This window comes from Rhizobium sp. R634, from assembly GCF_002211305.1.
Taxonomy (GTDB): Bacteria; Pseudomonadota; Alphaproteobacteria; order Rhizobiales; family Rhizobiaceae; genus Rhizobium.
Map to the genome: position 1 here is coordinate 213,834 of NZ_LOKW01000024.1, position 23,560 is coordinate 237,393.

Below are 23,560 nucleotides of genomic sequence, written 5' to 3' on the forward strand. Positions count from 1 at the left end.
TGTGCATGAGTTGCTTGGAAGTTGGCGAGGGCTGGTAACACGTCTATGGCAGGAAGGAAATAGCAAAAAGCCCGGCATGTGCGCCGGGCTCGTCATGGGTGCCATGCATCCAAAGCGCAACGCGTCAAACTTGGTTGCTGCGATGCGCTACCGCCGCACACTGGCGACATGCGGTCGATCAGATGTCGAACTGATAGGTCTTCGGCACGAAACGATAGCCGGTCTCCTGCTTCTCCGCGAAGCCGACCGCCGGGAACGGCATGTGGTAGCCGAGAAAGGCGATCTTATCGGTGGCAATCATGTCGAAAACCTTGCGGCGGGCGGTTGCGGCCTGCGCCTTGTCCATATCGAAGCGCACTTCCCAATCCGGGCGCAGCAGCGACAGGATATAGTGGTTGGCCGTATCGCCGGTCAGCACCAGGCGCTTTCCTTCCGATTCGACATGGAACACCATATGCCCGGGGCTGTGACCGGCAGCCAGCATTGCCGTCATGCCGGACGCGACGCTGTCGCCATCCTTGATGAAGGTGGCTTTTTCGACGAGCGGCGTCACATTGGCGAGCACGGCCTTGTGGCCGCCTTCGGCAGGCGTACCCTCGCGCGCCTTGTTCGACCAGAAATCATATTCGGCCTGGCCGATGACATAGCGGGCGTTCTTGAAGGCCGGCGCGCCGTTTTCCATCAGCCCGCCGATATGGTCGCCATGCAGATGGGTGAGCGCGACGATGGTGACGTCGTCTGCCGAATATCCGGCGGCTTTCAGGCCTTCGGCAAGCTGGCCCGCGCCGCGCGCGCGGCCGCCGGCGCCGAAGCCGGTATCGACGAGAATGACGTCCGAACCGGTGTCGATGAGAGCCGGCGAATAGCCGTTCACGAACTTGTCGGCCGGCAGGAAATTGGCTGCGAGCAAAGCCTTGACGGCTTCGGGATCCTGATTGGTCCCGAAGGTTTCATAAGGCTTTTCGGAAATGTTGATGCCGTCTCGTACGACGGTGAGCTTATAGGAACCGAGCTTGAATTGATTGATTTCGGGCAAAGGCGTTGCATTCATATTGCTGCTTTCTCCAGTCGCGGCCGCTTCGGCCTTCTGTCTTAAAATCATCGGCGCCGCCAGCAGGCCGAGGCCCGCGGCAAAAAGCGTGCGCCGCTTCATTCGCGTTGAAATTGTCATATCCACTCCCCTATGATGCACGGCGTCTCGCCGCATTGCCCCCGACAATTCGCCTGCCGGAGGCCCTGCGCCGGCGAAGCAAACATATGTCAATCTTGACAGCCGAGGATGTCGGACAAGCCATCTCACGCAGACGTGAACCAAACGTGTCATCCAGGCAGATTGAAGGATTGGCAGGCTTTGGAAGTGGGACTACACAGCAAGCACCTTTCCTGCTCCAATCCGCAGCCTATCAAGGCTCCCCTATGAACCGCATCGTCCCGCTGATTCTTGCCGTCGCCCTCTTCATGGAGCAGATGGACTCCACCGTGATTTCGACGGCGCTGCCGGCGATCGCTAGGGATCTCCATGTCGGGCCGATCACGCTGAAGCTCGCGCTGACCTCCTACATGGTGGCGCTCGCCGTGTTCATTCCTGTCAGCGGCTGGATGGCCGACAGGTTCGGCGCCAAGAAGATCTTCCGCCTTGCCATCTCAGTCTTCGTCGTCGGCTCGATCTTCTGCGCCGTGTCGTCCAACCTCATCGAATTCGTCTTCGCCCGCTTTCTGCAAGGCATGGGCGGGGCGATGATGACGCCGGTCGGACGCCTCGTCCTGGTGCGTACGACGCAACGCAGCGACCTCGTCTCGGCCATGGCACTGCTCACCATTCCGGCGCTCGTCGGCCCGCTCACCGGTCCGCCGCTCGGCGGCTTCATCACCACCTATTTCAGCTGGCACTGGATCTTTTTGATCAACGTTCCGGTCGGCATCATCGGCATCTGGCTTGCGACGATCTTCCTGCCGGAGGTGGAAGCGACGGCGCCGCCGAAGCTCGACCTCACCGGATTCGTGCTCACCTCGTTTGCGGCCGCAGGCGTCGTCTTCGGCCTGTCGGTGGTCAGCCTGCCGGCCCTCCCCCCGATGATCGGCATCACCGCCACCTTGATCGGCCTTGCCAGCGGTTTCCTTTATGTCGGCCATGCCAAGCGTCACCCGGCACCGATCCTCAACCTTAACCTGTTCAGGAACCCAACGTTCCGGGCCTCAACCACCGGCGGCAATCTCTTTCGGATCTGCGTCGGGGCCATGCCGTTCCTGACGCCGCTGATGCTGCAGCTCGGCTTCGGGCTGACGCCGTTCCAATCCGGCCTCATCACCTTTGCCGGGGCGATCGGTGCGATCACCACGAAGTTCATGGCCAAGCGCGTCTTTGCCGCCACCGGCTTCCGCACAACGCTTATCTGCGCCGCCATGGTGACGACCGGAGTGACCGTCATCACCGGCTTCTTCACACCGGCAACCCCGCATCTCGTCATCATCGGCGTGCTGCTTCTCGGCGGCTTCTCCCGCTCCTTCATGTTCACCGGCGTCAATGCACTGGCCTTCGCCGAGATCGACGATGCCGAAGCCAGCCAGGCGACATCGATGAGTTCGGTGATGCAGCAGATCAGTCTGGCGCTCGGCGTCGCGGTCGCAGCCGCGATCCTGGAAACCTCGATCTATTTCCGCGGCGAGGCGTTGCAGGTGGCCGATTTCCACCTCGCCTTCTACATCATCGCCGGGCTGACCGTCGTTGCGACCATTCCCTTTTTCAAGATGGACCGCAATGCCGGCGCGCTCGTTTCCGGCCACCGCTCGAGGCACCTGGCGGCATCGGCTGGTGAAGCAGAGCAGCCGGCGGTAAAATAGGCGGCCGCGAAGTCGGCAGGATCGGCGTGAAGATCAGGCTTCCTGCTCTTCGCCCTCCGCCTTGCGGCCTTTGAAGCCCTTGGCGAGCAGGAACATCTCGACCGATTCGGCGCGAGACGAGTTCGGCTTGACATGGACGACCTGGCGGAAATTCTGCTTCAGCATGGCCAGCAGATCGCGCTCGGTGCCGCCCTGGAAGGTCTTGGTCAGGAAATGCCCGCCTTCCCCCAGCACGTCGATGGCGAAATGGGCCGCCACCTCGCAGAGGTGCATGGTGCGCAGATGGTCGGTGCGGTGATGGCCGGTGGTGGGTGCCGCCATGTCCGATATGACGAGATCGGGCGTACCGCCGACGGCCTCCATCAGCTTTTCCGGCGCACTGGGATCGAGGAAATCGAGCTGCAGGATCCTCACACCCGGCAACTGGGCCATTTCGAGGAAGTCGATCGCGGCCACGCGGATATCCTCGTCGGTGGAGCCGGTGACCTTGGCGGCGATCTGCGACCAGCTGCCGGGAGCAGCCCCCAGATCGATGATGCGCTTGGCGCCGCGCAGGATATGGTATTTCTCGTCGATCTCCAGCAGCTTGAAGGCGGCGCGGGCGCGATAGCCCTCAAGCTGGGCGCGCTGCACATAGGGATCGTTGATGTGGCGTTGCAGCCATTGGCGGGAGGACGCCTTCATCTTCTTGTTCTTGACGCGCTGGCCGAGCTTGCGGCCGGTGCGGTTTCCCGCGATCGGTGCCTTGGTCATGCCTTACCCCTCATTTCGCACGCTGGCCGCGGCGATTGCGATTGCGCCGCCAAACACCGTCATCGGCCATCATGTCGGTCAGCAGGCCTTCCCTCAAGCCGCGATCGGCAACACGCATGCGCGGGCTCGGCCAGCGGCGGCGGATCGCCTCGAGGATGGCGCAGCCGGCCAAAACCAGATCGGCGCGATCAGGTCCTATGCAGGGATTGGCGGCGCGGCTTTCGAAATCCCAGGAGAGCAATTTTGCCTGCATGGCTGAGACCTCGCCATCGGAGAGCCAGATGCCGTCGACCTTGCGCCGGTCATAACGCGGCAGGTCGAGATGGACGCCGGCCAGCGTCGTGACCGTCCCGGATGTGCCGATCAGGTGGAAGTCGCCGGTCTGGGCGATCTCGATCTCCGGGCAGTCGAAACCACCGAGCATACCTTCGACCTCGCGCACCATGCCTTCGAAAACCTCCGGCGTCACGTCTCGCCCGCCGTGGCGCTCCGACAGCGTCACGACGCCGACCGGCAGCGAGGTCCAGTGGGTGATATGATTGGCCAGCCGGCTGAAGCGATTGTCGCCGATGCGGATGACAGCAATTTCCGATGAGCCGCCGCCGATATCGAAAAGTACGACGGAGCGTGTCTCCCGGCCGACGAGCGACGAGCAGCCGGAGACGGCAAGCCGCGCTTCCGTCTCGCGATCGATGATTTCGAGCGCAAGGCCGGTTTCGGCAACGACCCGGCGGAGAAACTCCTCGCCATTGATCGCCTGGCGGCAGGCTTCGGTGGCGATCAGCCGCATGCGGCGGATCTCCCTGTTCCGCAGCTTGGAGGCGCAGATCCTCAAGGCCTCGATTGCCCGGTCCATCGCTTCGTCCGACAGACGGCCGCTTGCCGCAAGGCCTTCACCGAGACGGACGATGCGGGAAAAAGCATCGACGACGCGGAACTGTCCCGGGCGGGTCGGCTGCGCGATGAGCAGACGGCAATTGTTCGTGCCAAGATCGAGCGCGGCGTAAAGTTCTTCCGGCCATGCATGCTCCACGGCTTGGCGATCGCCGTCGCGACCCGAACGAGCATCACCATCCGAACGGCCCTTGCGGATCGCGCTTGCGCCATTCGGCTGATCGCGCGGCTCGACACTGCGCGCCGTCTGCTCCACATGGCTTTCACGCTGCAGCGAAGGCTTTGCCGGCGCCAGCGGCCGGCCCTGCAGGCCGCGCTTGCCGCGGTGCTTGCGGCGGTTGCGCCGGCTCGGCGCCGAATCGCCATCGGCCCGGCCGGAGTGACCTGCCGCTGCCGCCTGTTCCATGGCCTGAGGGTGAGTTGAACCGTCCTGCGCGGCACCTTGGCCGCCACGGCGGCGGCGCTTTCGCTTGCGGGCCGGATTCCCGGCTGCATCCTCTATTGGGCGCGCAGACTGTCCGGCATTGCCGGAAAGCTCATGCGAAGCGGGATGAGCCGCGCTGCGGGATTGCCCGCCACGCTTGCCCTTGCGGCGCCTGGACTTCTTGCCGTCCCTGCGCCCTGCCGCCGACGCCCCGTCAAATTGCGGCTTGGCGCCGCCTTCGGGGTCTTCCACGTTCGTTTTCCATCGCGCCGCGCAAGTCCCTGGGATATGCAGCTGGCGCTCATTCGATTTTTGCGTTGCCGCGAAGATATCAGCGCCCGCCGAAATCGCCAAATTCTTTTTTGGACAAGGGATTTGCGGATAAGTTGGCCGTGCCCCAAGCAGGGCCGGATTTTTTTCAAAACAGGTATTTGCAATCCTCGGGCTTTTGTTTATAAGCGCCGCACACCAGCCGAACCGCCCGCCGGTTCGCCTGCTGGGGAATAGTTCAATGGTAGAACAGCGGACTCTGACTCCGTCGATCTTGGTTCGAATCCAGGTTCCCCAGCCAATTCTCCCTAAATCCTCTTCATTTATTGACTTCCAGTCGTGCTGGATCCCTCTTGGGCGTCATCGCTGACCTGCTGCGGCCTTGCCGACACCCTCCTCGAACGGCCGCTCGCTGCCGGTCTCCACGGTGATCTCGGCACCTTCGACAATCATTGGCCCGTGCCCGCCTGATGACCGTGTTCCGCATCAATGGCGCGTTCCTCGCCCGTTGCGATCATGGTTCGCGTTGCGTCGATCGATGCGTAGATCCAGAAGATCCGCATCGGCTTATCCGTGGCGTTGATGAAGCGATGCGGGACGTTCGCCGGAATCCATGTCGTATCGTTGGTATCGAGGTGATGCCTGATGCCGTCGATCTCCGCAATCGCCTGCCCCTCGATGACCATGACGCTCTCTTCACAATTGTGCTTGTGCAAGCCGATGGCAGCCCCCGGATCAAAGGCGGTGATGCCGTTGATCATGCTGGTGGAGCCGCATTTGCGCGTGACGAGCGGAGTTGTGCGCGCGCCACCGCCGCGGTCGTTCGTCTTCAGATCGCGGGGGCGCAGAATTGCAGGCGGGGCGGATAAGGTCATAATTGTCATTCCTTATTTTGCGGCGCTGGCCGGACCGATCCAGATGGTCTTGATGTTCACGAATTCCCGGATACCGTAGACGCCGAGTTCGCGGCCGTATCCGGAACGCTTGATCCCGCCGAAGGGATAGCGGGGGTCGGACGCCACCATGCCATTGATGAAGACGGCACCTGCATCGAGATCGCGGGCGAGCTCCCGGGCACGCTTGACGTCGCGGCTCCAGATCGCCGAGCCAAGCCCGAATTCCGTCTGGTTGGCGAGGCGGATCGCTTCCTCGGCATTCTTCACCCGAACGATGGCGGCAACCGGTCCGAAGGTCTCCTCCCGGAACGCGGTCATCTCGGGCGTTACGTGATCGAGAACGGTGGGCGGATAATAGAAACCCTCCCCTTCCAGCGGCTTTCCGCCCACTATCAGCGTGGCGCCGGCAGCAACTGTTTTCTCGACCTGGACATGTAGACCCGTCATCAGGTTGGCGCGCGCCATCGGACCGATGTTGGTATCGCGTTCCATGGGATCGCCGATCTTCAGCTTGGCGACACCGGCACAGAACAGTTCGACGAACCGATCGGCGACGCTTTCCTCCACGATGAAGCGCTTGGCGTTGACGCAGGACTGGCCGACATTGATGTAGCGTGCCTTGACCGCGACCGCTGCCGCCTCTTCGAGATCGGCATCGGCAAGAACGATGAACGGATCCGAGCCGCCGAGTTCGAGAACCTGCTTCTTCAGCGCTTTGCCTGCCTGTGCAGCAACGATCGCGCCCACTTCCGTCGAGCCGGTCAGGGTGACGGCGGCAATGCGATCGTCCTCGATCAGGCCTGCAACCTTCCCGGGCTCGATCAGAAGCGTGCGGAACAAGCCGCTGGGGCAGCCGGCCTCGGCCATCACCTGCTCGATCACAAGCGCGCATTGCGGCACGTTATTAGCATGCTTCAAGATCGCCCCGTTGCCGGCGGCAAAGGCCGGCGCGGCAAACCGGAAGAACTGCCAAAAGGGGTAGTTCCACGGCATGATGGCGAGGACGACGCCAAGCGGATCGAAAGCGACAGCACTCTCGGACGCATTGGATTTGAGGGGCTCGTCGGCCAGATACTGCGGAGCATGCGCCGCATAGAAATCGCAGTTATAGGCGCACTTCTCGATTTCGGCTTCCGACTCGACGATCGGCTTGCCCATTTCGCGGGTGATCATTTCCGCATAACGAGACTTGTTGGCCCGGAGGACCTCTGCCATCCCCTTCAAGAGGCCAACTCGTTCGTTGACGGGAACCTTCCGCCAGGTTTTCTGAGCCTCCGCGGCAGCAGAGAGCGCAGCCTCGACATAGCTGTCGTCATGGAGCTCAAAGCGCGCCAGTTCGCTTCCATTCGTGGGATTGATCGCCGTTATCATGCGGGCCTCCTGTCTTTGCGTTCTTGCTTGGCATTTGCTGCCATGAATTGTTTCCAGCGCGGCAGGAAGGCAGCGCTCTCGATCGTGGTTTTCGACGGGATGTATTCGAAGCCGATCGCCCCTTCGAAGGCCTGGGACAGCAGGAGCTTGAGCAAGGCTTCAAAATCGACGGTTCCGGTTCCCGGCTCATGTCTGTCGGGATGGTCGGCGATATGGATGTGGCCGATCCGGTAGTGGTTCGCGGCGATCCAGGCTTCAAGCCCGACACCATTCGCACAGGCATGATAGGTATCGACGAGGAGCGAGATGTTGCCCGGTCCGAACATGTCCTGAACCTCGGCGGCATGCTCAAGCGTCGACATGGCATAGCCTGGCACGGCAACTTCGCTGATCGCCTCGATCAGCACCTTGACCGATGTGCCTGCCGTACGTTCGACCGCATAGGCCAGGTTGCCCTGATAGGTTTTGGCGATGGAAGCGCCGTCGCTCGCCGACGGAACCCCTGCCATCGGGTGCACGAAAGGGCAATCGACGGCGATCGCATAGTCGAGGGCGCGATCGAATTGCTCACGAAAGTCCGCCTCCCGTCCGGGGATGGCTGCGAGCCCCTTCTCACCCCGGTTGGCGTCGCCGACGGCAGCCGCCATCTGCGAGAGGACAAGTCCGCAGCGTGCCAGTTCCGCCCGCATATCCGCCGGGGGAATCGCAAAGGGTTGCGGATGCTCGATCGCCGTGAAACCGGCATCTGCCGCAGCCGCAATCCGTTCAAAGAGCGGCAGCTCGGTAAAGAGATAGCCGATATGGGCTGACCATCGGTTTTGCGGCATCAGGCAGCCTCGCCCTCAGACCGTCCACGGGGAAAAGCGACCCCGATACGCTCGCCTTCCCTCGTCAGGTCGGCGATGACATTTGCGGTGATCGGAACACCGGTTTTCGAGCGCTCCTCTTCACGCCGCTGTTCCGGTTCGCCAGGCATCATGATCTCGTCGACGCCGGCTGCCCTCGGCAGTTTCTTGATGCGCTCGTAGAATTCGTCCATGCGGGCTTCGAAATTCTCCGGCGACATGAACAGGTCGGGTTTGATGGCAAAGAACAAATGCCCGACGTTCTGCGGTTCGCTGTGATCGAAATAGAGGCTCCTCACGTCGCCGCCAAAATTCGCGCCCGTGAGCACCCCGGACATCAAGTCCATCAGCGTCGCGAGCACAGAGCCCTTCACGCCGCCGAACGGAAGGCAGACGCCCTCGAAGGCTTTTGCGGCGTCGGTCGTGGGGTTGCCGTGGACATCGAGCGCGAGGCCTTCGGCAATCGCCTCGCCTTTCATGGCCGCAAGGCGAATCTTGCCGCGGGCGATCACCGTCATCGCCATGTCCATGACATAGGGAGCATACTTGCCGCCAGGTATTCCGGCTGCGATGGGGCTTGCACCCAGGAACGTCGTTCGGCCGCCCCACATGGGGACGGCAGGCGACGAATTGGTGAAGATCATCGAGATATAACCGGCTTCGATTGCCTGCAGCGCATAGAGCGCGCCCATGCCGAAATGCGTGCTGCGATGGACGCCGACGAGACCGATGCCGTTCCGGCTCGCGAGCGAAACGGCTTCGGCCATCGCCTTGTGGGAGGCGATGAAGCCCATGCCGTTGTTGCCATCGACGATCGACACGGCGCCCGCCACCTTCTCGACCGTGACCTCAGGGCGCGGGTTGACAAGCCCGCGCTGCAGCCGCTCGACATACATGGGAATGCGCGAGACGCCGTGGGAGTCGATGCCGCGAAGGTTCGCCTTCACCAGATCCCGAGCGATGACGGCTGCGTCCGCATCGGACATGCCGGTGCCAACGAAGACCTTCGTCGCAAAGGCAATCAGTTCGTCCGCTTGGAAATATTTGACTGTAGACATAGCAAGCTTCCTGAATTGGCTGGCGGCGTTCGCTCAGACGTTTGGAGACGTTTCCCGTTCATGGCGCGCGGCACGCCAGCGATAGATGGTCGGGAGAATGACAAGCGTTACGGCAATGATCAGCAGCGCCAGCGAAATCGGGTGGGTGAAGAAGACACTCAAATCGCCCTGGCTGATCGTCAGTGCGCGGCGGAATTGCTGCTCGGCGAGCGGTCCAAGGATCAGGCCGACGATGCACGGGGCGACGGGTACGTTCAGAACCCGCATGCCGAAGCCGACGAGGCCAATGATCCAGAGGATCGCAACATCGACGATGTTGTTGTTGAGCGTGTAGGCACCCATCGTCGCGAAGAGCAGAATGCCGGAATAGAGCCAGGGCCGCGGAATGTTCAGAAGCTTCACCCAGACACCCGCAAGCGGCAGGTTGAGAAGGAGCAGCATGACGTTTCCGATATAGAGGCTCGCGATGAGGCCCCAGACCAGTTCGGGATTGTTATCGAACAGAAGCGGTCCGGGCTGGATGCCGTATTGCTGGAAGGCGGCCAGCATGATCGCCGCGGTCGCCGACGTCGGCAGCCCGAGAGCAAGCAGCGGAGCAAGAACGCCGGCGGCCGACGCATTGTTTGCCGCTTCCGGTCCCGCCACCGCCTCAATCGCTCCGTGGCCGAACTCTTCCGGGTTCTTCGATAGGCGTTTCTCCGTGAGATAGGACAGGAAGGTCGGGATCTCGCTTCCGCCGGCGGGCAAGGCGCCAATCGGGAAACCGAGCGCGGTACCACGCAGCCATGGCTTCCAGGACCGGCCCCAGTCTTCGCGGCTCAGCCATTTGGATCCCTTGAGCTGGTAGATTTCCTCCGTCTCGAAACAATGGCGCGCGACGGTGAAGAGTGTTTCGCCGACGGCGAAGAGGCCGACGGCAACCACCACGACGTCTATTCCATCGAGGAGTTCCGATATGCCGAGCGTGAAACGCGCCTGGCCTGTTTGCAGGTCGATGCCCACCAACCCGAGCGCCAAGCCGAACAGAAGGCTGGCCAGTCCCCGCGAAAGCGAATCTCCCAGAACCGCAGTCACGGTCGTCAGCGCGAGAAGCATCAAGGCAAAATACTCGGTCGGACCGAACAGCAGCGCCAGTTTGACCATCAGCGGCGCAACGAATGTCAGCGCGATCGTGGCGATCGTCCCAGCAACGAACGATCCGATCGCGGCCGTCGCCAGGGCCTGTGCGCCACGCCCCTTTCGCGCCATTGCATGGCCGTCCAGGGCAGTCACGATCGATGCGGATTCGCCCGGCGTATTCAAGAGGATCGAGGTGGTGGAACCGCCATACATGGCGCCGTAGTAGATGCCGGCGAACATGATGAAGGCGCTGGTCGGGTCGAGCCCGTAGGTGACGGGAAGAAGCAGGGCCACGGTAAGCGCCGGGCCAATTCCTGGCAGAACCCCAATTGCCGTTCCGAGCGTCACTCCGACGAGAGACCAGAACAGATTGTAAGGCGTTACCGCGACGGCGAAGCCGTGAAAGAGTGCTGCTAATGTATCCATGATCAGTCCGCCCTTTGGGCATGAGAAATATGCGTGAACTCAGGGTTTCGATTCCCGCGTCACACAGACCCGCCAAACGCGATGATGAGGTCTTCGATGGTGCTGCCCGTCGGCAGATCAAGGTCGAGGCCGTAGTCGAACACGAGGTAGGTCACCGAACTCAGGGCGATGCCGATCACGATGTTGCGAATGTGGGACCGGCTGCCGAAAGCCATCGCGGAAGTGGCAAAGAGGAAGGTTCCGGAGAGGATCCAGCCGAGCCGTTCCAAGATCACGAGTTGCGACGCAAAGGCCGCAGCAACGATGATGACCGCCTTCCAGTCGAGTTCCGGGAACTCCTCCGCTTCGAACCGGCGCAGGATGGCCTCATAGAGCAACTGGGCACCGACGAGGATGAGTCCACCCGCGATCAAGGCTGGAAACAGGCCCGGCCCAATCACCGCTTGAGCGGCGATGGGAGGTGTCATCCAGGTTTCAATCGCAATGAAGAGCCCGAGGCTTAAGGTAGCGAGCCCAAGGACCGTTTCACCGATCCGGAAGTTGGCCGATTTCAACATGATGATACCTCCCGATGCCACGGGCTTCCGTCAGAGAAGCCCGACCTCCTTCAGAGCGCTCTCGACGCGCTTCTGCTCCCCGGCAAGAAACTCGCCGAACTCCTTGGCCGGCAGGTAGGTGTCGATCCAACCACGCTTCTCTAGGGCGGCCTTCCAGTCATCCGTCTTCACCATGGAAGCGATTGCCTTTTCGAGGTCCTCGCGGTCCTTATCCGACAGCTTCGGATGCGCCATGATCCCCCGCCAGTTCATGACCGCGAGATCGACGCCGGCTTCCTTCAGGGTAGGAACATCGACGCCGGGGATGCGCGTGTCGCCCGTGACGGCAAGGGCGCGGAGCGCTCCGGCCTCGACCTGGGCGCGGAACTCCTCATAGCCGCTGATGCCGACGGTTGCGTGCCCGCCGAGCGTCGAAGCAAGAACTTCACCGCCGCCGGCATGGACGACGTAGTTGATCTTCCTCGGATCTACTCCGACGGTCTTGGCGATAAGACCGGCCGCAACGTGGTCAATGCCGCCGATGGAGCCGCCGGCCCAGGCAACCTTGCTGGGATCGGCCTTCAGCCGGGCAACGAGATCGCCCATCGTCTTGATGTCCGAGTTCGCGGGTACGACGATGGCGTCAGCCTCGCCCATCAGCCGCGCAACCGGGACTGTCTGGTCGAGGGTAACCGGCGACTTGGTGGTCAGGACACCGCCGACCAGTGCGAAACCGATCACCATCGCGCTCGGGTGCCGGGGCTTGGAGGTCACGAACTGGGACAGCCCGACAGTACCGCCGCCGCCGGCAACGTTCTGCACCTCGACCGGCCCCGTCAGTTTCTGGTCCTGAAGGATGGTCTGGACCGTACGGGCGAGTTGGTCATAGCCGCTGCCAGGGCTGCTTGGAGCCATGACGTGAAGAGAGTCCAGCTGTTCGGCTGCAAGGGCGGGCGCCGCCGTTTGATGAACGAACATTGCTGTTGCCGCTGCCGCAAGCAATGTCGAGAAGGCGCGTCTGGTTACAGTTTTCATGGAAGATCCTCCAATCCATGGTTTGTGCAATTCGACCCCAGGGGCTGCCGATCAGCCCCTCCTCCAGGATCACCGGCACACAATCCGGCCAGCCCCTTTCGGGAATTCTTTTGCGACTGCTAGGCCGCGGTGCTCGCGGCGGCTTCTGCCCGGATCGCCTCGACGACCTTCGTCGTGAACGCATCGGTGTCGAGGGTTCCGCCAACGTCGCGGGTGCGCAGCACGGGGCGGCTCAAGACCGCCTCCACCGCATTCTCGATCAACTGAGATGCGCGTAGAAGATTGGGGGCATCCCGCCGCTGCCCGAGCCAATGGAACATCATGGCGGCAGAAAGGATGAGAGACGTCGGGTTGGCAACGTTCTTGCCCGCGATGTCGGGAGCCGAACCGTGCTGGGCCTGGGCCACGCAGATGTTTTCCCCGGCATTGATCGAGCCCCCCAGCCCCAGGCTGCCCGAAAGTTCCGACGCTTCGTCGGACAGGATGTCGCCAAACATGTTGGTCGTGACGATCACGTCGAACCTGTCGGGAGAGCGGATCAGATGAGCCGCCGCGGCGTCGACAATGAGCTCCTCGAGCCGGACGTCCGGATAGGACTCTGCGACCTTCCGGACCTCACGAAGGAACAAGCCGTCCGAGAGCTTGACAACATTGGCTTTATGAACGGCCGTCACCTTCTTGAGGCGGCCCCGCGCGATTTCGAATGCGGCCTTGGCAACACGAGAAGACGCCTTCGCGGTCACCTTGCGAATAGAAAAGGCCATGTCGGGATCGGGCATGAACTCGCCCGCTCCGGCGAACATGTTGCGGTCGGAGTAGAAGCCTTCGGTGTTTTCGCGGACGATGACGAGATCCATGGGTTTGCGCAGGATCGTCAGGCCATCGCGGGAGCGGCACGGACGGACATTGGCAAACAACTCGAACTTCGTCCTCAGCTCGCCCGAAGGATTGATGCCGCCCTTGTCCCGGGCGGGATATTCGTAATGAGAGACTGGGCCGAGAATGACGCCATCCGCCCCGGGCACCTCGGTCAGAACGGCTTCGGGCAGTGTCGTGCCCTGCTCTGCCAGGGATTTCAGGCCGATGTCGAGCTGTTGAAATTCCAAATCCAGCCCGGTGGCCGCGTCGGCAGCCTTCAACACACTCAAGGTCGCGGCCATAATTTCCGGTCCGATCCCATCGCCTGGCAGCACTAGAAGCTTTAGTGTCATTTCTTTCCTCACACGATTCCGAGACATGGGAGGAGGACGCGCAAGATCGTTCGCCCGCCGTACAGCGGGCGTGGGGAAAGCGGCGATCCAGCTTGAGTCCTCCAAGACCAGTTCTGGTCTTTTTCTCATCTTAAATACCAAATATCCAAGATAATGGTATTTTGCAAGTGATAAATACCAAATTCTCTTGGCGAGTTTTCAGCGCTGTGGCATAGATGAATGAAATCGGGAGTTTAACCGTGCAGACCACGCCATTAATCGCCAGCCTGGCAGACCAGATCGTCGCCCATATCCGCACCGACAAATTGGCAGAAGGGGATCGGCTTGTTGAACGCAAGCTCGCCGAGCAGTTCCGTGTGTCACGCTCCCCAGTCAGAAGCGCGATGAAATTGCTGCATGACATAGGCGTGCTGAAGCAGAGCGATGGCGGGGGTTACATGATCGCCGACGTTGAAGCTGCCCAGAAGCTGTCGCTGGAATCTTCCTCCGCAGAAGAGGATGAGAAGATCTATCTCACGATTGCAGACGATAGGCTGCATGGCCGGCTGCCGGAGAGAATCACCGAAAGCGAGTTCCTGCGACGCTACGACCTGACCAAGGGACGCCTCTCCAAGATCCTGCTTCGCATGGCCAATGAAGGCTGGATCGAACGCCTCCCCGGCAACGGCTGGGCCTTCCTGCCGGTGCTGACGTCGCTGCAAGCCTATGAGGACAGCTATCGCTTTCGTCTCCTGATCGAACCCGCAGCCCTGCTGGAACCGACCTTCAAACTGAACCGCCCGACCCTGCTTCGCTGCCGCGAGGAACAGCAATGGCTGGTGGACGGCGGCATCTGGACGGTGTCGGATGCGAAACTGTTCGAACTCAATAGCGGCATGCATGAGGCAATCATCGAATGCTGCCAGAACAGCTTCTTCATCGAGTCGCTGAAACGTCTCGACCGCCTGCGCAGGCTTATCGACTATCGCCAGATGCTGGATCGACAAAGTGCCCGCGGGCGAAGCCGCGAGCATCTGCAGCTGCTGGATCTCATTCTTGCAGGAAAGAACCAGGAAGCATCCCGCTTCATGGCGCAGCACCTTGAGGACCTTAGCCGATTGAAAACGGTTGCACGGGAGGTGCGCGGGTAACGCATGTCGCGCAAAAGTGTGCAACGGTTTTGCGGCAACGACATGCGAAAAACAAAGAGCTAAAGCGCAAGGAGCGAATCTGAAAGATCGCGACGCGCTTTAGTGCAGTGCCTTTAATGCTTGAAAAGCGGAGTTATTCCCGCTCCACATATATTTCGATTTTGATTTGGAGACATAAATGCTGCGTGTAGTGGGCTGGCTGATCCTGCTGTCGGCAATTTCCGGAATTTTTTTGGAAGCGCTCAAGATATCGCTCGGAGAAGAGCGGTATGGCGGCCCCTTCTATGTCGGACATTATACCGGTTCCGCGGTCGGTATCGCGCTAGCCCTCTTCCTGTTCGGCCTTATCATCGCTCTCGCCGTCCGCTATCTATTTAAGAGCAAGAAGGCGCGAGGCACCTATTCGGGCCTCGCAAGCGGAATCGTTGGAGTGGTGCTCTTCACCGCCGCGTCAGTGACTGGCATCATCTATTGAGCGCGAGGCTGAGAAGCGTCTCGGCGGATTTCGTTCGACCAGTTTTCGACCGGGGAAAACCAAGCGCTACTGTCGTACGTCGGCGGCGATGCTTTCGAATTGCAGGAACCAGTCGTAGACGGCGCGAATACCGTCCTCCAGGGAGATGCGCGGCTTCCAGCCCATGCTCCGCAGCTTGTCACTGCCCATCAGCTTGCGCGGTGTGCCGTCGGGCTTCGAGAGATCATGGGCAATCCGACCCTCATAACCGACAATGCGGCACACCAGTCGCGTCAGCTCGATGATCTCGATATCCTCTCCCGAACCGACATTGACGTGCTGTGCATCTGAATAATTCTTCAACAGGAAAACGAGCGCGTCGGCGCAATCATCGACGTGAAGAAACTCGCGTCGCGGTGTACCCGTTCCCCAGATGGTAATTTCCGAAGCCCCGCTCAGCTTCGCAAGATGGGCTTTGCGAATGAGCGCCGGCAGAACATGGCTGGACTGCAGATCGAAATTGTCCCCCGGACCATAGAGATTGGTGGGCATAGCCGAAATATAATCGCGCTCGTGCTGCTTGCGGTAGGCTTCCGCCAGCTTAATTCCGGCAATCTTGGCGATGGCATACCATTCGTTGGTCGGCTCGAGTGGACCGGTCAGAAGGGCATCTTCCGATATCGGCTGCGGCGCCAATTTCGGATAGATGCAACTCGACCCAAGGAACAGAAGCCTGCCGACGTCGTTGCGATGCGCGGCGTCGAAGATATTGGCCTCAATGATGAGATTGTCGTAAAGAAAATCAGCCGGAAAGGTGTCGTTCGCGAGAATGCCGCCAACCTTTGCTGCAGCAAGGATGATCGCATCCGGCCTGTGTGCCTGCACGAATTTTTCGACTTGGTCTTGTCGCTTGAGATCAAGATCCTGGCGTGTTGCAGTGATGACGCTGCAATTTTCGGACTGAAGCCTGCGCACAAGAGCGCTGCCTACCATGCCACGATGGCCGGCAACCCAGATTTTCTTGTTGGACAAGTCGTACACTCAGATATCTTTCCTGCTGCCCAGGGCCTTCCAGTGCTTGATATCTTCGCGCACCATTTCGGCGGCGAGTTCGCGAACCGGCGTCTTGTGGTGCCAGCCCAATTTCTGACGTGCCTTGGTCGGGTCGCCAAGCAAAAGGTCTACTTCCGTCGGACGGAAATACCGCGGGTCGATTTCCACAAGGCAGGCACCGGACGCGGAATCATAACCCTTTTCGTCGACGCCGGACCCCTTCCATTCCAAAGCAATGCCGACGTCGGCAAAAGCCCACTCCACGAACTGGCGGACACTCGTCGTCTCACCGGTCGCCAAGACGTAGTCATCCGGCTTGTCCTGCTGCAGCATGCGCCACATGCCCTCGACATATTCACGCGCGTGGCCCCAGTCACGCTTGGCGTCGAGATTGCCGAGGAACAGCTTATCCTGCCGCCCCAGATGGATGGCAGCCACCGCCATCGTGATCTTGCGCGTGACGAAGGTTTCGCCGCGAAGCGGGCTTTCGTGATTGAAAAGAATGCCGTTGGATGCGTGCATGCCATAGGCCTCGCGATAATTCACGACGATCCAGTAGGCATAGAGCTTAGCTGCGGCATAGGGAGAACGCGGGTAAAAGGGCGTCTTCTCGCTCTGCGGCACTTCCTGCACAAGACCGTAGAGTTCCGAGGTCGATGCCTGGTAGAACCGGGTCTTTTTCTCGAGCCCCAGGATACGGATCGCTTCGAGCAGCCTCAACGTCCCGACGCCATCGGCATCCGCCGTGTATTCAGGCGTTTCGAAGCTGACGCCGACATGGCTCTGTGCAGCGAGGTTGTAGATTTCATCGGGCTGTGTCTGCTGCACGATCCGCAGCAGGTTGGTCGAGTCGATCATATCGCCGTAATGGAGGATGAAGCGCGGGTGGGCTTCGTGCGGATCCTGATAGATATGTTCGATGCGGCCGGTATTAAAAGACGAGGATCGCCGCTTGATGCCATGCACTGTGTAGCCCTTGCTCAGAAGCAATTCGGCCAAGTAGGCACCATCCTGACCGGTTACCCCAGTGATAAGCGCAGTTTTTGTCATTTTTTCACGTCGTCTTTCGATGCAATCTTCGGGATGTGTTTATGGAAACGGCTGGATGAGTGCAACCCCCCGGCCTGGTTGAGGATGTGCTTCGTTCGCATCGTCCCGGGCAATCCTGAATTCCTCGGGCGGTTCTTCCTTGACTGTCCTCATCGGGCAAAAGGTCATTTTGCCCTTCGGTTCACTTTCCGGCCCCAGGTTTTAATCGCTATTCAAGCACCATGGAAGAAATTGTCGATCACTGTCTCAAGATTGCAACGGCGCTCCAAACAGGTCCAGCTTTGCTTGTGACCGGGCCGTCGAGGGGTGTTGTCGTGATCGCAGGATATGCTAAGGCAGGTGCCCAGAATTAAGTAGGTGCAACTGAATGGATCACGCGGATGCCCCTCGCGCCAATTGGTGAGAGCGCCCTTTTGCGCATCTCCGCGACGATCAATTCATGACAGCATCCGTTGGCTGTGTCTGCCGGCGCGGACGCTGAGGTTAGTCAAAGCATGAAAATAGGCATTTTGTTAGAAAACCCGATTCAAGTCGGTGGCGGTTTCAATCAAGCAATCAATGCGATCGTACAACTCCAGCGTATTATCGGAAAGCAGCATGAGGTCGTGGTTTTCACTACGATCAAAGCCAGTCTGCAGCATCTCAAGCGGATTGGCGTTCCCGCAGCATACCTGCCTGCCGCCGGAAGGTTATCTCGAATTGCACTCGCCGTGTTACGCCGCTCAATCCACAAGGAAATTGGCAAAGCGTGGATGGCAAAAAAGATCGAAAATGCGCTGCTGAAAGCAGGCATGGATCTGGCGTATTTCGTTACACATTCCTCAACTCCGAACTATTTCCGCAAGCTCAACTACGTCACGACCGTCCTTGATCTCTGTCATCGCGACGATCTCGAGTTTCCGGAAGTTAGCGCCGATGGCAGATTCGAAGAACGAGAGCGGCACTTTTCCACCTGTCTGCCGCGCGCCGTCGCCGTCTTGGTGGCATCACACCAGCTACTGAAGAGCATTGTCGTTCGCTACGGAATTGACGAAGAGCGCATGATTGCGATGCCGTTCGAGCCCTCTCCGTTCTTAAGCGAAGCGCATTCGATCGATCGCGCAGCCGTGCTCGGCAATTACGGGCTGAGGGATGGCTATTATTTCTATCCCGCGCAATTCTGGCCTCATAAGAATCATATACGCATTCTTGAAGCGGTCTCGTTGTTAAAGCAAAAGACGGCCATTAACTCCGACATACGCGTGGTCTTTTCGGGTGCGAACAGTGGTAACTTGGCCCGGATCAAACAGCAAGCGCAGCAGCTGGGAGTCTCTGACAACGTGACGTTTCTTGGCTTTGTGCCGGTCGATCACATGCGCGCGCTTTACGAGGGCGCTCTGGCCGTCGTGATGTCGACTTATTTTGGCCCGACCAATCTACCGCCGTTGGAAGCCTGGGCAGTCGGCCGGCCGTTGATCTATTCGGCGCATCTCAATGAACAGGTCGGCGATGCGGCATTGTTCGCCGACGCTGATGACGCAGAGCAGTGGGCCGACACCATGCTGCGCATACGAGATCCTGCGGTGGCAGTTGATCTGATCGAAAAAGGGCGTAAGCAGCTGAAGGTGGTCGATACGGAACGGCTCGAAGCCGAGGCTCTCTTCGTCCGCAGGCTCGAGCAATTTGCACAACGCAGGAAGTGCTGGGAATAGCCATGGAATGTGCACCCGTCATACTTTTCGTCTTCAACCGGCCCCTGCATATGGCCAGGACCGTGGCAGCTCTGCAGGCAAACGAGCTGGCCGAAGAAACGCCCTTGCTCATTTACTGCGACGGTGCGCGCAGTGAAAAAGAAACCGAGCGCGTGCGCCAGGTCCGTGAACAGGCAAAGGCGGTAACAGGCTTCAAGTCGGTCACCGTCGTCGAACGCGAAAGAAATTATGGCCTGGCAGGCTCCATCATCGATGGCGTAGGACGCCTGTGCGAGCAATATGGCCGCGTCATCGTCGTCGAAGATGATCTGATAACCTCGTCCGACTTCCTGCGTTACATGAACCAAGGGCTCGACCTTTATGCCAGCGAGGAGCGCGTCGCCAGCATTCACGGTTACGCCTATCCGGTTCCGAATGACGATGCTCCTGAGAGCTACTTCTTACGTGGGGCGGACTGTTGGGGATGGGCCACCTGGGCCCGGGCGTGGAAACATTTCGAACCCGATGGGGCTAAGCTGCTGACGGCCCTGAAAGAGAAGGGCCTCACCAAAGGTTTCGACCACGGCGGGAACGCCTTCTTCGTCAGGATGCTGCGCAATCAAGTCGAGGGCAAGAATCAATCGTGGGCGATCAGGTGGCATGCCAGTGCCTATCTCGACAACATGTTGACCCTTTACCCGCGCCAGAGCCTCGTGGTGAACTCAGGGTTTGATGACAGTGGGGTCCATTGCAGCGATGTAGACTATTACGAGAGCAGTCTCGGACAGGCGCCAAAGAAATTGCAAAAGATCCGCGTAGAAGTTAACGAACAAATGCGGCTGCGGGTGGTCGGCTTTTTCGAGAAAATGCGCCGTCAGCGGATGAAAGATTTTTATAAACTCGTCTTCTCGGCCGGGGTTAGGCGGATACGCAAAGTGACCGGGTTTGCGGCGTCCTGACATATCGGTCGATTTGGGAAAGAGAAACATGATAGAAAAGATCACGAACGGTGGCGAACTGCAGGCCATAATATTGCGGTCGAATTACACGTTCGATGGTATCCAATTTTTCACGCCGGACGAATTTTCCCAGCAACTCGCCTATATGAAGCGGCCGACGGGCTATGTCATCCAGCCGCACGTCCACAACGCCGTCGCGCGCGAGGTTCTCTACACGAAGGAGGTCCTGCTCATAAAGTCGGGCGTCGTTCGGGTGGACTTCTATTCCGACGCGCAGGAATATTACGAAAGCGCGATCCTGCGCGCAGGCGACGTCATACTCCTGGCCTTTGGCGGACATGGCTTCGAAATTATCGAAGAAGCTGAAATCATCGAAGTTAAACAGGGGCCGTATGCCGGGGAATCCGATAAGACGCGATTTATGCCGTCGCCGCGGGAACTCAAGATAAAGGGTGCCGAATGATTCCCGTCAATGAACCCCTCCTCAATGGCAACGAGAGCAAGTATCTGCTGGAATGCATTGAGACCGGCTGGATTTCCTCCGAAGGTCCCTTCATCACGCGTTTTGAACGCGAGTTTGCCAGCTGTGTCAGCCGTAAACACGCAATCGCCGTCGCAAACGGCTCGATGGCTCTCGACGCCGGCATGATGGCGCTTGGTCTGGAAGAAGGCTCCGAGGTCATATTGCCTTCCTTCACGATCATTTCCTGCGCCGCAGCCATCGTGCGAGCCGGCTGCGTGCCGGTCGCGGTAGACTCGGATCCTCTGACCTGGAATATCGATCCGACGAAAATTGAAGCTGCGATTACTCCAAAAACGCGCGCGATCATGGTGGTGCATATCTATGGCCTGCCATGCGATATGGCCGCGATCAACAAGATCGCCCGCCGCTACAACCTCAAGATCATCGAGGATGCGGCAGAAATGCATGGCCAGACATATGACGGCCAGCCTTGCGGCAGCTTCGGTGACGTCAGCATCTTCAGCTTTTATCCCAATAAGCATATAACCACAGGCGAAGGTGGCATGATCGTCACCGATTCCGACGCGATTGCCGATCGATGCCGCGGCCTGCGAAATCTCTGCTTTCTTCCTGCCCGCCGCTTTGTTCATGAGGAGCTGGGCTGGAATATGCGCATGACGAATATGCAGGCGGCTCTGGGTTGCGCGCAGCTTGAGCGCCTGCCGGAATTCGTCGAGCGCAAGCGGGCGATGGGCAGCCTCTATACCGAACTGCTCCAGGATCTGCCGGGCATTCAATTGCCGTTGGCCGAGACATCCTACGCTCGCAATATCTATTGGGTTTACGGCATCGTGTTGAAGGACGAGATCGATTTCGACGCGGCCGAAGCGATGAAGCGACTGGCTGCGAAGGGCGTAGGCTGCCGGCCATTTTTCTGGCCGATGCATGAGCAGCCTGTCTTGCAAAAAATGGGCTTCTTCAAGGATGCCGATCTTCCGGTTGCGGCGAGGATTGCGCGACGCGGCTTCTATATTCCAAGCGGTCTCGCACTCAGGGAAGATCAAATTCGCGAAGTCGCGAGCATCGTCGCGGAGGTCATCCGTTGACGACCAGTTTCGGATTATATTCCCAGTATTACGACCTTCTCTACAAAGACAAGGACTATGAGGGCGAAACAGCCTATGTGAAAGCTCTGCTGGATCGCCACGCCACCAGACCCGTTACCCAAATTTTGGAGCTAGGATCCGGCACCGGCATCCATGCCGGCATGATCGCGGACGCTGGATACGAGGTACTGGGGGTTGAGCTTTCGGAAACCATGCTTGCCGCAGCCATGCCGAAGGCGGCCCAGGCGAACGGTAAACTTGATTTCTCGCTGGGCGACGCACGTACCTTCCGGACGGAGCGACGATTTCAGGCGGTGATTTCGCTCTTCCATGTTCTGAGCTATCAGATATCGGACGCCGATCTGGAAGCAATGATGGAGACTGTTTCCCACCACCTCGAAGATGGCGGGATTTTCATCTTCGACTTCTGGTATGGACCTGCAGTGCTGTGGCAACGCCCTAGCACGCGAGCCAAACGCCTGGAAAATGATGAAGTTTCAATCGTCCGTGTCGCGGAGTCGGTCGTGCACGACGCTGAGAGCGTCGTCGACGTCAATTACACGATCTTCGCGACGGAGAAGCTGAGTGCCAAGACCGAGATGGTCCGCGAAACCCACCGCATGCGCTACCTCTTCCTCAATGAGATCGATCGCCTGCTCGCGAATGCGGGGATGAGCCGTGTCGTTGCCGAGGAATGGATGTCCGGCGCGGTCCCGGGGACCGACACCTGGGGCGTCTGTGTCGTAGCCCGCAAGAACGCGACCTGACCATTGACGACATATTTGAGCGGCCGAGATACTTTGCGTCGAAAAAGGATTGGTTTCTATCTCGGAGTAGGTCGCCATGCCGGCGGCATGTTTCAATATGCGCAGAGCGTTGTTCACGCCTTGTCCTCAATCGATGGCACCGAAGCGGACGTCATCGTCGCCTATGGTGATCAGGCATGGCGCCCCCGGTTCGACGCCAACGCCCTCAAGGCCGTCCCGTTGCGTCATTGGAAGCGTGGTGAACTGCTCGCCAAGATCTTCATGGTTCTGCCCGGCTCCGTTGCACGTACCCTCGCCGGATGGATAAATCCGCTCGTTCGCGAATTGTCGTCCTTGCAATGCGACTTATGGCTTTTTCCGGCTCAGGACGCACTGACCTGGCAGATCAACGAGCCCTCGGTCGCAACCATCCACGATTTAATGCACCGATACGAGCGCGGCTTTCCAGAAGCTGGAAGCTGGTTGCGCTTTCAACTGAGAGAAAGCCGCTTCCGCAACCTGGCAAACCAAAGCGCGGCCGTACTTGTCGATTCGGACATGGGGCGACACCATGTCATGGAAAGTTACGGGACAAGGGAAGACCACATCCATCCGCTGCCTTATGTTGCTCCGAGTTATCTGACAGGCTCCGCCGAGACCGCCGACTTCGCAGAACGCTACCGGCTTCCGAAAAAATTCTATTTTTATCCAGCACAATTCTGGCCTCACAAGAACCACGCGCGGCTCATACGAGCGCTTGCATCAGCGCGCACCATCCATCCCGATATGGAACTGGTGTTGGCCGGCAGCACAACGCGCGAATATGACACCGTCAAAACCATGGCGAGCGAGCTCGGTCTCTCCCAGGCAATTCATTTCGTCGGTTATGTGCCCGACGCGGACCTTGCTGGATTTTATCATCGTGCCAGAGGGCTGGTCATGCCGACTTTCTTCGGCCCAACCAACATTCCGCCTCTTGAAGCAATGGCATGCGGTTGCCCCGTTCTGATCTCGGACAAGTATGGTATGCGGGAACAATGCGGTGACGCCGCTCTCTATTTCGCGCCGCAATCCGTCGAGGAAATTCAAAGTACAATGAACCGTCTGTGGGAAGACGAAGATCTGCATTCCTCCTTGATCAAAAAGGGACTTGAAAGAGCTTCGCTATGGAAGCAAGAGGATTTTGACCGCCGTCTGAAAGTTATTTTGGGGCGTGTCCTCGATCAAATCGCATGATAGATGGCGTTGTC

Annotated in this window: 22 protein-coding genes and 1 tRNA gene; 10 read left to right on the plus strand and 13 right to left on the minus strand. The window is 59.5% G+C overall.

Annotation, left to right across the window (positions count from 1 at the left end):
- Positions 1-178: 178 nt before the first annotated feature.
- Positions 179-1,171: an MBL fold metallo-hydrolase gene (locus ATY77_RS21555; RefSeq protein WP_088688760.1), complete on the minus strand. Its 993-nt coding sequence runs from the start codon at positions 1,169-1,171 to the stop codon at positions 179-181.
- A 245-nt stretch (positions 1,172-1,416) separates the two neighbouring features.
- Here ATY77_RS21555 and ATY77_RS21560 point away from each other — a divergent pair, with 245 nt between their 5' ends.
- Positions 1,417-2,841, plus strand: a complete 1,425-nt coding sequence (locus ATY77_RS21560) for an MFS transporter (protein ID WP_088688761.1) — start codon at positions 1,417-1,419, stop codon at positions 2,839-2,841.
- Positions 2,842-2,874: 33 nt separating this feature from the next.
- Here the strand turns inward: ATY77_RS21560 and ATY77_RS21565 are convergent, their stop codons facing one another.
- Both ATY77_RS21565 and ATY77_RS21570 read right to left on the minus strand, forming a co-directional pair.
- Positions 2,875-3,594, minus strand: coding sequence for an RlmE family RNA methyltransferase (locus ATY77_RS21565; protein WP_088688762.1), 720 nt, complete (start codon positions 3,592-3,594; stop codon positions 2,875-2,877).
- Positions 3,595-3,604: 10 nt separating this feature from the next.
- Positions 3,605-5,164 carry a Ppx/GppA phosphatase family protein gene (locus ATY77_RS21570; RefSeq protein WP_088688763.1) on the minus strand — a complete coding sequence of 520 codons (1,560 nt, stop codon included), beginning with the start codon at positions 5,162-5,164 and terminating at the stop codon, positions 3,605-3,607.
- 245 nt (positions 5,165-5,409) lie between these two features.
- Between ATY77_RS21570 and ATY77_RS21575 the strand changes: the two genes are divergently transcribed.
- A tRNA-Gln gene (locus ATY77_RS21575) sits at positions 5,410-5,483 on the plus strand.
- Positions 5,484-5,631: 148 nt separating this feature from the next.
- Here the strand turns inward: ATY77_RS21575 and ATY77_RS21580 are convergent.
- The 8 genes from ATY77_RS21580 to ATY77_RS21615 all read right to left on the minus strand — a co-directional run bounded on the left by ATY77_RS21580 (position 5,632) and on the right by ATY77_RS21615 (position 13,679).
- Positions 5,632-6,057, minus strand: coding sequence for a cupin domain-containing protein (locus tag ATY77_RS21580; protein WP_088688764.1), 426 nt, complete (start codon positions 6,055-6,057; stop codon positions 5,632-5,634).
- 12 nt (positions 6,058-6,069) lie between these two features.
- Positions 6,070-7,449, minus strand: coding sequence for an NAD-dependent succinate-semialdehyde dehydrogenase (locus tag ATY77_RS21585; protein WP_088688765.1), 1,380 nt, complete (start codon positions 7,447-7,449; stop codon positions 6,070-6,072).
- A complete protein-coding gene (locus ATY77_RS21590; protein ID WP_088688766.1) occupies positions 7,446-8,276 on the minus strand; it encodes a TIM barrel protein in 831 nt (276 codons plus the stop codon). The genes ATY77_RS21585 and ATY77_RS21590 overlap by 4 nt, the downstream gene beginning before the upstream one ends.
- Positions 8,276-9,352, minus strand: coding sequence for an Ldh family oxidoreductase (locus tag ATY77_RS21595; RefSeq protein ID WP_088688767.1), 1,077 nt, complete (start codon positions 9,350-9,352; stop codon positions 8,276-8,278). The genes ATY77_RS21590 and ATY77_RS21595 overlap by 1 nt, the downstream gene beginning before the upstream one ends.
- Before the next feature lie 33 nt (positions 9,353-9,385).
- Positions 9,386-10,897: a tripartite tricarboxylate transporter permease gene (locus ATY77_RS21600; RefSeq protein WP_088688768.1), complete on the minus strand. Its 1,512-nt coding sequence runs from the start codon at positions 10,895-10,897 to the stop codon at positions 9,386-9,388.
- Between the two features lie 59 nt (positions 10,898-10,956).
- On the minus strand, positions 10,957-11,454 hold the full coding sequence (locus ATY77_RS21605) for a tripartite tricarboxylate transporter TctB family protein (protein ID WP_088688769.1): 498 nt from the start codon (positions 11,452-11,454) through the stop codon (positions 10,957-10,959).
- A 30-nt stretch (positions 11,455-11,484) separates the two neighbouring features.
- Positions 11,485-12,468 carry a tripartite tricarboxylate transporter substrate-binding protein gene (locus ATY77_RS21610; RefSeq protein ID WP_088688770.1) on the minus strand — a complete coding sequence of 328 codons (984 nt, stop codon included), beginning with the start codon at positions 12,466-12,468 and terminating at the stop codon, positions 11,485-11,487.
- A 119-nt stretch (positions 12,469-12,587) separates the two neighbouring features.
- Positions 12,588-13,679, minus strand: coding sequence for an isocitrate/isopropylmalate dehydrogenase family protein (locus ATY77_RS21615; RefSeq protein WP_088688771.1), 1,092 nt, complete (start codon positions 13,677-13,679; stop codon positions 12,588-12,590).
- 239 nt (positions 13,680-13,918) lie between these two features.
- Here ATY77_RS21615 and ATY77_RS21620 point away from each other — a divergent pair, with 239 nt between their 5' ends.
- Both ATY77_RS21620 and ATY77_RS21625 read left to right on the plus strand, forming a co-directional pair.
- Positions 13,919-14,809, plus strand: coding sequence for a GntR family transcriptional regulator (locus ATY77_RS21620; protein ID WP_245314384.1), 891 nt, complete (start codon positions 13,919-13,921; stop codon positions 14,807-14,809).
- 178 nt (positions 14,810-14,987) lie between these two features.
- The gene (locus ATY77_RS21625) at positions 14,988-15,284 is read left to right on the plus strand and encodes a hypothetical protein (protein ID WP_088688773.1); all 297 of its coding nucleotides are present in this window, start codon (positions 14,988-14,990) and stop codon (positions 15,282-15,284) included.
- 66 nt (positions 15,285-15,350) lie between these two features.
- Here the strand turns inward: ATY77_RS21625 and ATY77_RS21630 are convergent, their stop codons facing one another.
- Together ATY77_RS21630 and gmd are read right to left on the minus strand one after the other, a co-directional pair.
- Positions 15,351-16,304: a GDP-L-fucose synthase gene (locus ATY77_RS21630; protein ID WP_088688774.1), complete on the minus strand. Its 954-nt coding sequence runs from the start codon at positions 16,302-16,304 to the stop codon at positions 15,351-15,353.
- Positions 16,305-17,366, minus strand: coding sequence for a GDP-mannose 4,6-dehydratase (gmd, locus tag ATY77_RS21635; protein WP_088688775.1), 1,062 nt, complete (start codon positions 17,364-17,366; stop codon positions 16,305-16,307).
- Between the two features lie 494 nt (positions 17,367-17,860).
- On the opposite strand from gmd, the gene ATY77_RS21640 reads away from it, so the two are divergent.
- The 6 genes from ATY77_RS21640 to ATY77_RS21665 are packed head-to-tail and all read left to right on the plus strand — an operon-like array spanning position 17,861 to position 23,546.
- Positions 17,861-19,057, plus strand: coding sequence for a glycosyltransferase (locus ATY77_RS21640; RefSeq protein WP_088688776.1), 1,197 nt, complete (start codon positions 17,861-17,863; stop codon positions 19,055-19,057).
- 2 nt (positions 19,058-19,059) lie between these two features.
- Complete coding sequence (locus ATY77_RS21645) at positions 19,060-19,995, plus strand: glycosyltransferase (protein ID WP_088688777.1); 936 nt, start codon at positions 19,060-19,062, stop codon at positions 19,993-19,995.
- Between the two features lie 28 nt (positions 19,996-20,023).
- Positions 20,024-20,458 carry a hypothetical protein gene (locus ATY77_RS21650; protein WP_088688778.1) on the plus strand — a complete coding sequence of 145 codons (435 nt, stop codon included), beginning with the start codon at positions 20,024-20,026 and terminating at the stop codon, positions 20,456-20,458.
- The gene (locus ATY77_RS21655) at positions 20,455-21,564 is read left to right on the plus strand and encodes a DegT/DnrJ/EryC1/StrS family aminotransferase (protein ID WP_088688779.1); all 1,110 of its coding nucleotides are present in this window, start codon (positions 20,455-20,457) and stop codon (positions 21,562-21,564) included. The genes ATY77_RS21650 and ATY77_RS21655 overlap by 4 nt, the downstream gene beginning before the upstream one ends.
- Complete coding sequence (locus tag ATY77_RS21660; protein ID WP_088688780.1) at positions 21,561-22,331, plus strand: class I SAM-dependent methyltransferase; 771 nt, start codon at positions 21,561-21,563, stop codon at positions 22,329-22,331. The genes ATY77_RS21655 and ATY77_RS21660 overlap by 4 nt, the downstream gene beginning before the upstream one ends.
- Before the next feature lie 3 nt (positions 22,332-22,334).
- On the plus strand, positions 22,335-23,546 hold the full coding sequence (locus ATY77_RS21665) for a glycosyltransferase family 1 protein (protein WP_245314385.1): 1,212 nt from the start codon (positions 22,335-22,337) through the stop codon (positions 23,544-23,546).
- Positions 23,547-23,560 lie beyond the last annotated feature (14 nt).